This window comes from Stenotrophomonas sp. YJH_SMC_80, assembly GCF_059372495.1.
In genome coordinates, this window is the sequence record NZ_JCAFVP010000001.1 from 318,942 (window position 1) to 333,932 (window position 14,991).

Sequence of the window (14,991 nt, forward strand, 5' to 3'; positions counted from 1 at the left end):
TGCCCTGCTGGCATCAGCACGCCGGGCCGGTGGCGCTGTACGCTGCCGGCTCGCCTTGTCCCCCTTCCCCGGAGCTGTACCGATGAAACACCTTGGCCTCGTCTTCGCCGCGCTGCTGGCCACCAGTGGTTGCGCCAGCCTCTCTTCGCAGGCGCCCAGCGCCTATGCCACGGCCACCACCGCCGAACTGAAGGGCGATGCCGCACGCCCGTCCGCCGGCCACGGCTGGGTGCGCAGCGAGCTGTACTTCGGCGTGGGCGAGGAGCAGGGCGCCGGCAACCGCCCGCAGGCCGATACCATCAGCGAGGCGCAGTGGCGCACCTTCCTGGACAAGGAAGTGACCCCGCGCTTCCCGGATGGCCTGACCGTGTTCGATGCCTATGGCCAATGGCTGTTCCGCGGTGATGCCTCGCCCAACCGCCTGCGCACCAAGGTGCTGGTGGTGCTGCACGAGGACACCCCGCAGCGCCGCGCCGACATCGAAGCGATCCGCCTGGCGTGGAAGCAGCAGACCAAGCATCAATCGGTGCTGTGGTCGCGGCAGCCGGTCGAGGTATCGTTCTGAGTTGAAGGTGCCGCCGCGGTGCCGCAGGGAGCAATGATGAACTACAGGGAATGCCTGCTGGGCCTGGCATTGGCAGGCGTACTGGCACCGACGGCGCAGGCGGGTGGGGACGACGGCGAAACGCTGCGCTTCCAGGTGGCCGCGCATGTGCAGGCGCATGCCGATCCGCAGCAGGACGGCAGCATCGCGGTGCAGCTGTCACCCTCGGGCAAGCGCCAAACGCTGGCCGGCGCGGCCGATGCCGACGGCAATTCGCGATGGTCGCTCGAAGATGTCGATTTCGATGGCTACCCGGAACTGGTCGCACGCGCTCCGGTAGGCATGGTCAACGAAGCGGTGGCGGTGTACCGGTTCGATCCGGCCACTGTGGGTTTCCGCGCGCTGCAGGCCGACACCCACGGCAAGGACAGTTGCGGTGACCTGATGGGGTTGAGCGTGGATGCTGCCACTCGAACCTTGACCAGCAGTTGCCGCAGTGGCCCGATGTGGTACACCGACCAGTACCGGTTTGCAGGCGCGAAGCTCCATCTGTACCGCTCTGAGAGCGTGCTGATGCTGGGCGATACCTTGAACGCCGCGCTGCAGTGGGAACAGACCGACGAGCAGGGCCCGTTGGCGGTCTGGCGCACGTATGATCCGGCCGGCCGTGTGCTGGAGAGCGCGATTGCCAATGGCATGGGCGCACCGCCGGACGGGCCGTTGCGTGGTCAGCAGGCCGCCGTGGTACCCGCGCGCCTGTTCCTGTTCGACCGACCCGGTGCGTCCAGCACCAAGCGTTACCTGGTGCAGGGCGACCGCGTGGAACTGCTGGATGAACAGGACGGCTGGGTGAAGCTGCGCTACCGCAACCCGAAGCAGGGCGCGGTGGAAGGCTGGATCAACGTCAACGATTGAAGAAAAAGGGGACGGAGGGAATTAAGTCGTTTGTGGCACATACGACTTGATTCCCTCCGTCCCCTTTTTTTTGCGGAGGCATCACTTCATCGGGTCTAGCCTCGGACGTTCCCCCCGTTCGAGGATGTATCCGATGAGCAAGCGCGTGGCCGAAATCGTGGTGGATGCCCTGCAGCAGGCCGGTGTCCGCCGTTGCTACGGCATCGTGGGCGATACGCTCAACCACGTGACCGATGCGATGCATGGCAGCGAGATCGCATGGGTGCATGTGCGGCATGAGGAAGTAGCAGCCTTTGCCGCAGGCGCCGATTCGCTGGTGAGCGGCGAACTGACCGCCTGCGCCGGCTCCTGCGGCCCCGGCAGCCTGCATTTCATCAATGGCGTGTTCGAGAGCAACCGCAACCGCGCGCCGATGGTGCTGATCGCCAGCCAGGTGGTGACCAGCGAGCTGGGCATGGAATTCCCGCAGGAAGTGGACTTCAAGGCGGTGTACGCCAGTTGTTCGGTGTTCTGCGAGCAGGTGCACAGCGCCGAGCAGGCGCGTCGCGTGGTCACCCTGGCCTGCCAGGCCGCGATCAGCCGCCGTGGCGTGGCGGTGGTGATCCTGCCCGCCGATATCAGCCAGGCCGAAGTGAAGCACGATGTGCCGTTCTCGGTGCATTACACCCAGCCGGTGCTGCGCCCGTCGGATGCTGAGCTGCAGCGCATCGCCGAGTTGCTGGGGCAGGGCAAGCGCATCGGCATCTACGCCGGCGCCGGTTGCCAGGGTGCGCACGCACAGCTGCTGGAACTGGCCCGGCGCCTGCAGGCACCGATCGCGCACACCTCGCGCGCCAAGGATTTCGTCGAGCCGGACAACCCGTACAACATGGGCATGACCGGCATCTTCGGCATCGAATCCGGCTTCCACACGCTGATGGAGTGCGACACGCTGCTGCTGCTCGGCGCCGACTTCGCCTGGGGCCAGTTCTACCCGGACAAGGCCACGATCATCCAGGTCGACCGCGATGGCAGCCATCTCGGCCGCCGCCATCCGGTGAACCTCGGCGTGGTCGGTGACATTGCACCGACGCTGGATGCCTTGCTGCCGATGTTGCCGCCGCGCGAGGACAGCAGTTTCCTGGACGAATGTATCGAACGTCGCGACAAGGCGCTGAAGAAGCGCGAGCAGGAAGAACAGCCGGGCGAGGGCGAGCTTATCCACCCGCAGCATCTGACCGCGCTGCTGTCGAAGCATGCCAGCGACGATGCGCTGTTCACCGCTGACGGCGGCTCGCCGATGGTCTGGGTGCTGCGGCATATCCGCGTCAACGGTCGCCGCCGCACGCTGACCAGCCTGCTGCACGGCACGATGGCCAATGCAATGCCGCAGGCACTGGGCCTGCAGAAGGCGTTCCCCGGCCGGCAGGTGATTTCGCTGTCCGGCGATGGCGGCCTGGCGATGCTGCTGGGCGACCTGCTGACGGCCGTGCAGGAGAACCTGCCGATCAAGGTGGTGGTGTTCAACAATGGCTCGCTGAACTTCGTCGAGCTGGAGCAGAAGGTGGAAGGCCTGCTGGACAACTACACCGACCTGAAGAACCCGGATTTTGGCCGCCTTGCCGAAGTGATCGGCTTCCACGGCCGCACGGTGACGCGCAGCGAGGATCTGGAAGAAGCGGTGCAGGATTTCCTGTCGCAGCGTGGCCCGGCGCTGCTGGACGTGCATACCAGCCGCGCCGAGCTGGTGATGCCGCCGCAGATCGAGGCCAAGCAGGTGGCCGGTACCGCGCTGTATGCAGCCAAGGCGGTATTGAACGGCCGCTTCGACGACGTGAAGCATCTGCTGGTGGACAACTTCCTGAAGAAGTAGGGAGTTGGTCGATGCAGGGCTGCGCCCTGCACCCGCAGAGGCCAATGCAACAGCCGAAGCAACAGCAACAACCGAAGCAACAGCAACAGCGGGCATTCCGTGGGATGGCAGGGCGGGTCCGGTTGCGGGGGACGCCGTAAACCCGTCCCTGGGGGCTTGGCCGCGGCATCCGTGCCGCGGACACCCCCGCAACCGGACCCACCCCGCCTTCGACAGATTTCTGCGATCTGTCGGAATGGCATGGCCGGTGCCTGATGGGTGTCGACCTTGGTCGACACGGTAGATCCACGCCATGCGTGGATGAACGAAAGAATGATCGGAAAGATCTTCTGTAGAGCCGAACCGTGCTCGGCTCAGAGGCTTCGCGTACAGCGGCCGAGCAGGGGCTCGGCGCTACAACGAGCGCCTGCCTTTGCTTTTGATCTTTTGATTCTCTTCCGTGGCTGGCACGCGCACGAAACTGTCAGGGGCCGGGCGGGTAGGCTGCGCAGGGGCGTGAGCCGCATGGATGCGGCGACCGAGCTTACAGGGACGTACTTGCAGCGCCCCCTGCGCAGCCTACCCGCCCGGCCCACCCCCTGAGGTCCGCCGTCCGCGACCAACCCAGCCACGAGGGGCCCCGCCGTTGGCTGGAACCCATCATTCCACGACGGAATTGGCGCGCTGGCCCCGCTGGGCCTACCATCGGCGGTCCCCACCCCCACCGCCCCTTCCATGTCCGCTCCCGCTTCCGCCGCACCGCGTCGCTGGTTCGTCGCCGGCGACTTCAACGGCTTCTTCGGCCTGGTCGTCGACAACCTCTCCATCCTCGGCTTCATCGCCATGGCCCTGGTCGGGATCTTCCAGTTCCCTGCCGACGTGGTGTTCGGCCGCATGTTCCCCGGCACCGCCTTCGGCGTGCTGGTCGGCAACCTGCTGTACACCCTGATGGCGCGCCGGCTGGCCGCGCGTACCGGCCGCGACGATGTCACCGCCATGCCGCTCGGCCTGGATGCACCGACCAGCATCGGCATGGCGCTGCTGGTGCTCGGCCCGGCCTTCATCGCGTTCAAGCAGCAGGGCATGGACCCGCACGCTGCGGGCATCGCCACCTGGCAGCTGGGCATGGCCGCGCTGGTCATCATGGGCGTGCTCAAGTTCGTGTTGTCGTTCTTCGGCGAAGCGGTCACCCGCGCGCTGCCGCGTGCCGCGCTGCTGGGTTCCATCGCCGGCATCGCGCTGGTGCTGATGGGTCTGCTGCCGCTGCTGGAAACGCTGCGCTCGCCGCTGGTCGGCTTCACCACGCTCGGTTTGCTGCTGTACGTGCTGATCGCCAAGGGAAAGCTGCCGGTGCGTGGCCCGGGCGTGCTGCTGGCCTTCGTGTTCGGCACCGTGCTGTACTACGGCCTCGGCCTGGCCGGGCTGGGCGCACCCGGCTTCCATGTACCGGAGTGGGTGCCGCCGCAGGTGGTGCTGCCGCTGCCGACACTGGGCTTCCTCGACGGCCTGCCCACCGCGATGACCTACCTGCCGCTGCTGCTGCCGTTCGGTCTGCTGATGGTGGTCGGCGGCATCAACGTGTCTGAAAGCGCGCGCGCAGCCGGCGACGACTACCGCACCCGCGACATCCTGCTGGTGGAAGCGGTGGCCACGCTGGTGGCCGGCGTCTGCGGTGGCGTGGCGCAGACCACGCCGTACATCGGCCAGCCGGCGTACAAGCACATGGGTGCGCGCAGCGGCTACACGCTGCTGACCGGCCTGTTCGTCGGCATCGGCGGCATGCTCGGCATCATCTCCGGGCTGGTGCAGTGGCTGCCGCTGGCGGTGCTGGCACCGATCATCGTGTACGTGGCCATCGACATCACCACCCAGGCCTTCCAGGCCACGCCGCGTCACCACACCGGTGCGATGGTGTTCGGTTTCCTGCCGTCGGTGGCGTACCTGCTGGCGATCAAGGCACCCGGCTGGATCGCGCCGGACCAGCTGCCGCAGCTGCTGACCAAGCTCGACGGCCATGGCCTGCCCGAGCTGGCGGTGATCTTCACCCTCGGCAACGGCTTCATCATCACCTCGATGCTGTGGATTTCGGCGGTGGCGGCGATGGTCGATGGCCGCCTGCGCCGTGCCTGCGGCTTCCTGCTGGTGGCTGCGGTGCTGACCCTGTTCGGCCTGATCCACTCGGTGGATCCGCGTGGTGGCATCTACCTGCCGTGGGAGCTGGACGGGCTGGCGCGCATCATCAGCTGGCAGTTCGCTGGTGCCTACGTGGCACTGGCGTTGCTGCTGGGGTTGCTTTCGCTGCAGAAGCAGCCGGTGCAGCCGCTGGGTGAAAACAACTGACCCAACGGTAGTGCCGGCCGCTGGCCGGCATCCTCATGGGCTTCGGTCGGATCGTGCAGCTGCCGGCCAGCGGCCGGCACTACCGCTCTCCATCCAGTTCCGGGTAGTGGCGGAAGATGCCGTTGGTGTTGAACGGCAACCGCCGCTCCGAAGCCAGATAGGCGGCGATGTTCGGCCGCTTTGCCACCCGCTCCTGCAGCGCACGCAGCAGGGGCAGTGTGGGGCCGAGCGCCTGCATGCGGCGCGGGAACATGTAGTCCAGCCCGCTCAGCAGCTGGAACAGCGACAGATCCACATAGGAATGCTCGCGCAGTGCGTGGCGGCCACCATTGGCGGCCAGCACCTGCTCGAAGTAGCCGAGGAACTTCGGCAGCCGTTCGCCACGCAGGGAGGCGGCCCGTGCCTTGGCTTCGGTCTTCTGCTGCTCGTAGTACTTCGATGCAGCAATTGGATGGTGGGTGTCGTGCACCTCGGCTACCAGATCAGCGATGGTCAGCTGCAACTGCAGCGCCTGCACCCGCCGCGAGGCCGCATGCGGCACCAGGTCCAGCGTCGGGCCGAGGAAATCCAGGATCGCGGCGACCTGTGCAATGACCTGGCGGCCCGCCTTCAGGAATGGCGGCGCGAAGGGCTGCGCACCTTCACTGCTGCCATCGAGAAACGGCTGCATCACCGCATCGCCGTGCACCCGCGCCATGTCGATGTAGTCGGCACCGGCATCCTCCAGCGCCAGCCGCACGAACTCGCCACGGCCCTGGATGCCGGTCCAGTAATACAGCGCGTACTGCATGGCAGTGCCTCCACAGAACAAGGCTCACAGCCTCGCGCGCTGCATGCAAAGCAAGTGTGAGCACGGCCTTGCTGCAGGCCTCAACCCGAACGGCAGCGGAACAGGCGGGGAACCGGCTGCAATCGGTGGGGTCACACCTTCACCATGCGTGTGAAACGAGGTGCTGCATCATGCAGAGTGGAAAGGCGGTATGGCCCTGGGTGTTGGGCGTGGTGGTAATCGGTGGCGCGGGAGGTTGGCTGTTCCGCGATCAGCTGAAGCGCCTGGCAGACGGTGTTTCGGTGCCGGTGCAATCAACCCCCGCCAGTACCGGCGCGCCGCCACAACCGCAGGCGGCCGCGGAACCCGCGCCAGCACCGCCCGCGATCAAGCATCCGCTGGATACCGAGGCCGCCGCCGATCCGGCGCTGCCCAAGCTGGCTGACAGCGATACGGCCGCCTGGGGTGCATTGAGCCAGTTGTTCCAGGGCGAGGGGCCATTGACCCTGCTGCTGCGTGATCACCTGATCCAGCGCCTGGTTACCCAGCTCGACAACGTGGACAAGCCCAGCGTGCCGCCGACTGCGCTGGCCGCGCGGCCGCTGCCGGGCAACCTGCAGGTCGAGCCGGGCGAGGGTGGCGAACGCATCGCCGCCAGCAACGCGGCGCGCTATGCGCCCTACGTGCAGGCCTTCACCGCGCTGGACCCGGCGGCAACGGCTACCGCCTACAAGCGCTTCTATCCGCTGATCCAGCAGGCCTATGTGGACCTGGGCCGGCCCGACGGGTACTTCAACGACCGCCTGGTCGCGGTGATCGACCACCTGCTGGACACCCCGGAACTGGCGCAGCCCCCGGCGGTGCAGCGCGATGAACGCGGCCGCTACCGCTTTGTCGATCCCACCCTGCAGTCGCGCTCGATCGGGCAGAAGGCGCTGCTGCGGATGGATGCCGCCCAGGCGCGGGCGGTCAAGCAGCAGCTGCGGGCGATCCGCAGCGCGATCACCCGCTGAGCCCGTTCACCGCGTAGAACTGATCGGGATCAACGCGCCGACCACACCGGTTCCGGCATGCTGGCCGAAGCCTGACTGGCCTCGGGGTGCAGTCGCAGCCACCCTTGAAACCGGGTGGCGCAACCGCATCTTTCCAGCATCGCCGGCGCGGGCCGGCCCTGATGACCGATGAGGATTCGCAATGCGGATGGACAAGCTCACCTCGCGTTTCCAGCAGGCGCTGGCAGACGCACAGTCGCTGGCCGTGGGCCGCGACAACAGCATCATCGAACCGGTTCACCTGTTCAGCGCGCTGCTGGACCAGCAGGGCGGCAGCACGCGTCCGCTGCTGGCCCAGGCCGGGGTGAACGTGCCGGTGCTGCGCGAGCGCCTGACCGAGGCGCTGGATGCGCTGCCGAAGGTGTCCGGCCAGGCTGGCAACGTCTCGATGGGCAACGACCTGGGGCGCCTGCTGAACCAGACCGACAAGCTGGCCCAGCAGCACGGGGATGCCTTCATTGCCAGCGAGTGGTTCGTGCTGGCGGCGCTGGACGACGGCGGCACGCTGGGCATGGCGCTGCGCGCCGCCGGTGCCGACAAGACCCGCCTGCAGGCGGCCATCGACAAGCTGCGCGGCGGCGAGAACGTGCAGTCGGAGAATGCCGAGGAACAGCGCCAGGCGCTGGAGAAATACACCATCGACCTGACCGCGCGTGCCGAGAGCGGCAAGCTCGACCCGGTGATCGGCCGTGACGAGGAAATCCGCCGCACCATCCAGGTGCTGCAGCGCCGGACCAAGAATAATCCGGTGCTGATCGGCGAGCCCGGCGTGGGCAAGACCGCGATCGTGGAAGGGCTGGCCCAGCGCATCATCAACGACGAAGTGCCCGAGGGCCTGCGCGGCAAGCGCGTGCTGTCGCTGGACATGGGCGCGCTGATTGCCGGGGCCAAGTTCCGCGGCGAATTCGAGGAGCGCCTGAAGGGCGTGCTCAACGACCTGGCCAAGAATGAGGGCCAGATCATCCTGTTCATCGACGAACTGCACACCATGGTCGGCGCCGGCAAGGCCGATGGCGCGATGGATGCCGGCAACATGCTGAAGCCAGCGCTGGCGCGCGGCGAGCTGCACTGCATCGGCGCCACCACGCTGGACGAATACCGCAAGTACATCGAGAAGGATGCCGCGCTGGAGCGTCGTTTCCAGAAGGTGTTCGTGGGCGAGCCGTCGGTGGAGGACACCATCGCGATCCTGCGCGGCCTGAAGGAAAAGTACGCGGTGCACCACGGCGTGGAGATCACCGATCCGGCCATCGTGGCGGCTGCGACGTTGTCCAACCGCTACATCACCGACCGCCAGCTGCCGGACAAGGCCATCGACCTGATGGACGAAGCCGCCTCGCGACTGCGCATGGAGATCGACTCCAAGCCGGAAGAGCTGGACCGCCTTGAGCGCCGGGTGATCCAGCTGAAGATCCAGCGCGAGATGCTGAAGAAGGAGAAGGACGAAGCCTCGCGGCAGCGCCTGGCCGACCTGGAAAACGACATCGACGGGCTGGAGCGCGAGTTCTCCGACCTCAATGAAATCTGGAAGTCGGAGAAGGCCGCGCTGCAGGGCGCGACCAAGATCAAGGAACAGGTCGAGCAGGCCAAGCTGGAGCTGGAGGCCGCGCAGCGCCGCCAGGATTTCGCCAAGATGAGCGAGATCCAGTACGGGCTGCTGCCGCAGCTGGAAAAGCAGCTGGCCGCGGCCCAGGAGGCCGAGCACAAGGACTTCAAGCTGGTGCAGGACCGCGTGACCGACGAGGAGATCGCCGAGGTCGTATCGCGCTGGACCGGCATCCCGGTCAACAAGATGCTCGAAGGCGAGCGCGACAAGCTGTTGCGCATGGAAGAGGTACTGCACAACCGCGTGGTCGGCCAGGAAGAAGCGATCAAGGTCGTCTCCGATGCCGTGCGCCGTTCGCGTGCGGGCCTGTCCGATCCGAATCGCCCGGCCGGCTCGTTCCTGTTCCTCGGCCCGACCGGCGTCGGCAAGACCGAGCTGTGCAAGTCGCTGGCCGAGTTCCTGTTCGACAGTGCCGACGCGATGATCCGCATCGACATGAGCGAATTCATGGAGAAGCACAGCGTGGCCCGCCTGATCGGCGCGCCTCCGGGCTACGTCGGCTACGAGGAAGGTGGCTACCTGACCGAGGCCGTGCGTCGCCGTCCGTACTCGCTGATCCTGCTGGACGAAGTGGAGAAGGCGCATCCGGATGTGTTCAACATCCTGCTGCAGGTGCTGGACGATGGCCGCCTGACCGATGGACAGGGCCGTACCGTGGACTTCCGCAACACCGTCATCGTGATGACCTCGAACCTGGGCTCGCACCAGATCCAGGACATGAGCACCGACGACAGTCCGGAGGCCTACACGCAGATGAAGGCGGCGGTGATGGGCGTGGTGCAGGCGCACTTCCGGCCGGAGTTCATCAACCGCCTGGACGACATCGTGGTGTTCCACCCGCTGGACAAGCAGCAGATCAAGCAGATCGCGCGCATCCAGATGCGTGGGCTTGAGAAGCGGCTGGCCGAGCGCGGGTTGAAGCTGGCGGTCTCCGATGCGGCGTTCGACCTGCTCGGCAACGTCGGCTTCGATCCGGTCTATGGCGCGCGCCCGTTGAAGCGTGCAATCCAGTCGCAGCTGGAGAATCCGCTGGCACAGCAGATCCTGTCGGGTGCTTTCGTCAACGGCGATACCATCGAAGTCGGAAACGACGGCGGCCGCCTGGTATTCGCCAAAGCGTGATTCACACGGGGCGCTGCCTGGCCGCAGCGCCCCGTTTCCTGCGAAGTGGGCCGGGCCATGCCCGGCGCTCACTCAGAAGCGGTGCGTATAGCCGCTCATCAAGCCGAACTGGTTCGCCTTCTGCACGATCGGGCTGTCGGCGGCATCACCGAGCAGGCGCGTGCCTTCGGCCGAGATGTACCAGTTGCCGTTGCGGCCCACGCGGTGGCTCCACTTCAGGCCGACACCGGCACTGACCAGGCCGGCCTTTGGCTTGTGCTCGGCAAAGCCGGTGCGCGCCGCCTGTTCCGGGCTGACGCCGTACCAGGTCTGCATGTAGCCGCGGTTGCCGTAGTCGGTGGACACGCTGCCGCTGACCACGCCGCCGGCCAGGTCGAACAGCGGCATGCTCAGGTTCAGATGGATCTGCTGGGTGGCCAGGCCGTTCTCGGCCTTGTCCTCGTCCTTGCGGGTGAACTGCCAGGAGCCGCTCAGCACGGCTTCGCCCAGCGTATAACCAGCCGAGATGCCGACCAGGGGACGGGCATCGATATCACCCATGCCGCGCAGAAAGTCGGAACCGCCGAGCAGCGAGTCCTTTTCCTTGCGGATGCCGCTGGCGCCGACATACGCGCGCACGCGGGTGTGCTCGCCGATGGAGGTGCCCCAGCCAATGCCACTGGTGCCCAGAAACCATCCACCCGGCGAGGTGACATCAAAGGACAACGACGGTGTCGCACGATACTCCTCGCTGCCGCTGTAGCGCGGCGCCACGCCACCGCCGGCAGCGACCTCGAAGGTCCAGTGGTCATCCTTGGCGTGGGCGATCGGTGCGGCGAACAGCGGCAACAGGGCCAAGCAGAGCAGGGCGGGGGAACGGCGAAGCTGGGACATGGAAACTCTCGACAATGGGAGGAAGGCAGCACGCGCATCCGGCGAGTGCTGCAGGGTCGCTAGCGTGGCGATACGCCGGCGACCGATCCGTCCGCAGTTGTGCGGGAGTTGTAATCAACTGTAATCGCGCCCAGGGGCGTTCAGCTGGCAGCCAGCGGCCAGTGCATTTCCATGCGCGCGCCGCCCAACGTGGCGCGGCTGATGCGAAGCTCGCCGCCGTGGCGGACGGCAATGCGGCTGACGATGGCCAGGCCCAGGCCGAAGCCCCCCGTATCGCGGCTGCGGCTGTCATCCAGGCGGGTGAACGGGCGCATCACCTTCTCGCGATCGGCTTCGGCAATGCCGGGACCGTCGTCATCCACACGCAGGCAGGCGCGGCTGCTGACACCGACCAGCGAGACTTCCACCTGCGAACGCGCATGGCGCAGCGCATTGCCCACCAGATTGCTGAGTGCCAGCTGCAGCAGGCGCGGCTCGGCATCCACCCGTGGCAACGCGCTGGGCTGCACGCGCAGTATCACGCCGGCACGTTCGGCATCGCGGCGCGCATCGGCCAGGCAGGCCTGCAGCCAGTCGTTGGCTTCGATGCGCTGCATCGGCTCGCCCTCGCTGGGATGCTCCAGCCGTTCGTAAGCCAGCAGTTCGCTGACCAGCCGGTTGAGTTCGGCCAGATCGCCGTGCAGGCCCCGCGCCAGCCGTTCGCGGCGTTCGCGGTCATCGCTGTCCTGCATCAGGTCCAGGCCGAAGGCCACGCGCGCGATCGGCGTGCGCAGCTCGTGCGAGATCGCATGGGTCAGGTCGCGTTGGCGCTGCACCAGTTCGGCCACGCGTGCCGCCATGCGGTTGGAGTGGTCGACGATGACCCGGATCTGCGAGCGTGGGGAGACCTGGGCACGTGCCTGCAGATCGCCCGAACCGATGCGGTCGGCATGCCGGCGCAGCGCTTCCAGGTCGCGCCAGAGCAGGCGCACCCACGCGTACAGGCTGGCGCCCACCAGCAGCAGGATGCTGAGGTAGGCGGCGATGGTCATGTACGTCGTCATCTGCACCGCGCCAGGCAGGCGCAGGTGCAGCCAGCGGCCATCGCTGCCCTCGATGGGCAGCAGGACCTGCTGGTATTGATCGCGCACGATGAAACCATCGGCCTTCACGGCCACCTGTTCCTGCGCGTCGAGTGCGGGAGGTTTGTCGAGCAGGGTCAGGGCGATGCCGTAGTGTGGTTGCCACTGCTGCAGGCGCTCACGCTGCTGGTCGGCATCCAGGCCGGCCAGGCCACTGCGCAGGGCGTACACCTGACCACGCACCTGCTGGACGAAGATGCGATCCTGCACGGGCGTGTAGATGCCGTCCAGGATGTGGTTGAGGAAGAACACCGACACCAGGAAGCAGGCACCCGTGATAAACCACAACCACAGGAACAGCCGCTTCATGCCGTCCAGGCCGACGGATTGAACTGGTAGCCACGGCCCCACACGGTCTTGATCCGCCGCGGTTCGCGCGCATCATCGCCGAGCTTGCGGCGCAGCTTGCCGATGCTGACATCGACACTGCGGTCCAGGCCGTCAAAGCCGATGCCGCGCACCGCCTGCAGGATCTGGTCGCGCGACAGGATCTGCCCCGGCTGGCTGGCCAGCAGCCACAGGATCTCGAATTCCGTGGTGCCCAGCTCGACCGGCTGACCGTGCAGGTGCACTTCGCGCTGCATGCGGTCGATCAGCAGTTCGCCATGCATCAGACGGCTGGGTGTGCCGGTGTTGCTGCTGCCATGGCGGCGGCGCAGCAGGGCGCGCAGGCGGGCGAGCAGCAGGCGCGGCTCGATCGGTTTGTGCACATAGTCATCGGCGCCCGATTCCAGGCCCAGCACCTGCTCGATGTCGTCTTCGCAGGCGGTCAGCATCAGGATCGGCACGTCGGAGAAGCTGCGGATCTGCCGGCACACGTCGATGCCGCCGAGGCCGGGCAGCATCAGGTCCAGTACCACCAGCTCGGGCGCATGCTGGCGGCAGGCCGCGCCGGCAAGGTCACCGCGCGCCACATGCTGCACGGCGAAACCATGTTCGTGGAGATAGTCGCTGACCAGTTCGGCCAGGCGACGGTCGTCCTCCACCAACAAGACCTGGGTCGGGGTACCGTTGGCGGTGGGTGTCCAGGGGGATGGCTGCATGCGCGTGGGGCCTCCGTGCCCGGGCAGGAGCGCCCGGCGGCGAAGCCTATCAACGCCCCGTGACCGCTGCCTGAATCGCGGCCAACCTGATAACCCCCGGTATGGACGTCATCGCCAGCAGCTTTCAGCGGCGGGCGACGGCTGGCCTATGGTGGCGGTTTCCCCGGATGGAGCCTGGCGCAATGAGCGACCCGCAGTGGCAACTGGAAACCCTGGCCGTGCACGGCGGCTACCGTCCCGACCCGACTACCCGCGCGGTGGCGGTGCCGATCTACCAGACGGTGGCGTATGCCTTCGATGACACCCAGCACGGTGCCGACCTGTTCGACCTGAAGGTACCGGGCAATATCTATACGCGCATCATGAACCCCACCACCGACGTGCTGGAGCAGCGCCTGACCGCGCTGGAAGGCGGCATCGGCGCGCTGGCGCTGGCCTCGGGGCAGGCCGCGATCACCTATGCCATCCAGACCATTGCAGAGGCCGGCGACAACATCGTTGCCTCCAGCGCGCTGTACGGCGGCAGCCTCAACCTGCTGGCGCACACCCTGCCGCAATACGGCATCCAGGCGCGCTTCGCCGACCCGGCCGATCCTTCTGCGTTCGCCGCGCTGATCGACGAGCGCACCAAGGCGGTGTTCGTCGAATCGATCGGCAACCCGCGCGGCAACGTCACCGACATCGCTGCGATTGCGGAGGTCGCGCATGCCGCTGGCGTGCCGCTGATCGTCGACAACACTGTGGCCACGCCGTTCCTGCTGCGCCCATTCGAGCACGGCGCCGACATCGTGGTGCATTCGCTGACCAAGTATCTGGGCGGCCACGGCACCAGCCTCGGCGGCGCGATCATCGATTCCGGCCGCTTCGACTGGACCGCACAGCCCCAACGCTTCGCGCGGCTCAACCAGCCCGACCCCAGCTACCACGGCGTGGTCTATACCGAAGCCCTGGGGCCAGCGGCCTACATCGGCCGCGCGCGGGTGGTGCCGCTGCGCAATACCGGCGCGGCGCTGTCGCCGTTCAATGCGTTCCTGATCCTGCAGGGCATCGAGACCCTGGCCCTGCGCATGGAACGCATCAACGCCAACGCACTGGCCGTCGCGCAGTTCCTGAAGTCGCACGCTAAGGTGGCGTGGGTGCGCTATGCCGGGCTGGCCGACGATCCCGAGCACGCCGCCGCGCAGCGCTATCTGGGTGGGCACGGCTCGGGCGTGCTGACCTTCGGCCTGCCGGGCGGGCGCGAGGCAGGCGCACGTTTCCTTGACGCGCTGAAATTGTTCACCCGCCTGGTCAACCTGGGCGATGCGAAGTCACTGGCCACCCATCCCGCCTCGACCACCCACCGCCAGTTGGATGCGGCGGAGCTGGCCAAGGCCGGCGTCAGTGAAGACACCGTGCGGCTGTCGATCGGCATCGAACATATCGGCGACCTGCGTGCCGACCTGGAGCAGGCCCTGGCCGGCGCCTGATAGCCACACGCTTGGTCGTCATCGCCACAGGCGATCACCACCGGCGCCGCGATGGGTTACGGTGGAACTGCCTCTCCAAGGCGTGGCAACGTGGCGATCCAGATCCCCGGTCGATGCGGGTCGACCGGGGATTTTTTTGTTTCCGGGGTCAGATCCGTTTTCCTGTGGAAAACGGATCTGACCCCATGCGCCGCCGTGTCGACCAAGGTCGACACCTACCAGAGCAGAACGCCGTTCCGGCAGATCGCAGGAATCTGTCGAAGGCGGGGTGGGTCCGGTGGCGGGAGTGTCCGCGGCATGGATGCC

At 66.9% G+C, this 14,991-nt stretch carries 11 protein-coding genes; 7 read left to right on the forward strand and 4 right to left on the reverse strand.

Features of this window, described 5'->3' with window-relative positions; all coding sequences use genetic code 11:
- Positions 1–82: 82 nt before the first annotated feature.
- From AC5P99_RS01390 to AC5P99_RS01405, 4 genes are all read left to right on the forward strand, one after another.
- The gene (locus tag AC5P99_RS01390; protein WP_049460118.1) at positions 83–565 is read left to right on the forward strand and encodes a DUF3574 domain-containing protein; all 483 of its coding nucleotides are present in this window, start codon (positions 83–85) and stop codon (positions 563–565) included.
- 36 nt (positions 566–601) lie between these two features.
- Positions 602–1,459 (forward strand): SH3 domain-containing protein, encoded by an 858-nt coding sequence (locus AC5P99_RS01395; protein WP_049451233.1) that lies wholly within the window; start codon positions 602–604, stop codon positions 1,457–1,459.
- Positions 1,460–1,592: 133 nt separating this feature from the next.
- Positions 1,593–3,311, forward strand: a complete 1,719-nt coding sequence (locus AC5P99_RS01400; RefSeq protein ID WP_043035122.1) for a thiamine pyrophosphate-dependent enzyme — start codon at positions 1,593–1,595, stop codon at positions 3,309–3,311.
- A 714-nt stretch (positions 3,312–4,025) separates the two neighbouring features.
- Positions 4,026–5,630, forward strand: a complete 1,605-nt coding sequence (locus tag AC5P99_RS01405) for a SulP family inorganic anion transporter (RefSeq protein ID WP_088436954.1) — start codon at positions 4,026–4,028, stop codon at positions 5,628–5,630.
- A 79-nt stretch (positions 5,631–5,709) separates the two neighbouring features.
- Here the strand turns inward: AC5P99_RS01405 and AC5P99_RS01410 are convergent, their stop codons facing one another.
- Positions 5,710–6,420, reverse strand: coding sequence for a glutathione S-transferase (locus AC5P99_RS01410; protein WP_049451221.1), 711 nt, complete (start codon positions 6,418–6,420; stop codon positions 5,710–5,712).
- 170 nt (positions 6,421–6,590) lie between these two features.
- Between AC5P99_RS01410 and AC5P99_RS01415 the strand changes: the two genes are divergently transcribed.
- A complete protein-coding gene (locus tag AC5P99_RS01415) occupies positions 6,591–7,412 on the forward strand; it encodes a DUF3014 domain-containing protein (protein WP_285311843.1) in 822 nt (273 codons plus the stop codon).
- A 181-nt stretch (positions 7,413–7,593) separates the two neighbouring features.
- Complete coding sequence (clpB, locus tag AC5P99_RS01420; RefSeq protein ID WP_049451219.1) at positions 7,594–10,179, forward strand: ATP-dependent chaperone ClpB; 2,586 nt, start codon at positions 7,594–7,596, stop codon at positions 10,177–10,179.
- A gap of 72 nt (positions 10,180–10,251) precedes the next feature.
- Here clpB and AC5P99_RS01425 read toward each other — a convergent pair whose 3' ends face one another.
- The 3 genes from AC5P99_RS01425 to AC5P99_RS01435 form a co-directional block, all read right to left on the reverse strand.
- Complete coding sequence (locus tag AC5P99_RS01425; RefSeq protein ID WP_049451218.1) at positions 10,252–11,052, reverse strand: MipA/OmpV family protein; 801 nt, start codon at positions 11,050–11,052, stop codon at positions 10,252–10,254.
- Between the two features lie 140 nt (positions 11,053–11,192).
- Positions 11,193–12,482, reverse strand: coding sequence for an ATP-binding protein (locus AC5P99_RS01430; RefSeq protein WP_285311844.1), 1,290 nt, complete (start codon positions 12,480–12,482; stop codon positions 11,193–11,195).
- Positions 12,479–13,216: a winged helix-turn-helix domain-containing protein gene (locus AC5P99_RS01435; protein WP_005414287.1), complete on the reverse strand. Its 738-nt coding sequence runs from the start codon at positions 13,214–13,216 to the stop codon at positions 12,479–12,481. The genes AC5P99_RS01430 and AC5P99_RS01435 overlap by 4 nt, the downstream gene beginning before the upstream one ends.
- Before the next feature lie 182 nt (positions 13,217–13,398).
- On the opposite strand from AC5P99_RS01435, the gene AC5P99_RS01440 reads away from it, so the two are divergent.
- Complete coding sequence (locus AC5P99_RS01440) at positions 13,399–14,685, forward strand: O-acetylhomoserine aminocarboxypropyltransferase/cysteine synthase family protein (RefSeq protein WP_049451216.1); 1,287 nt, start codon at positions 13,399–13,401, stop codon at positions 14,683–14,685.
- Positions 14,686–14,991: the final 306 nt, after the last annotated feature.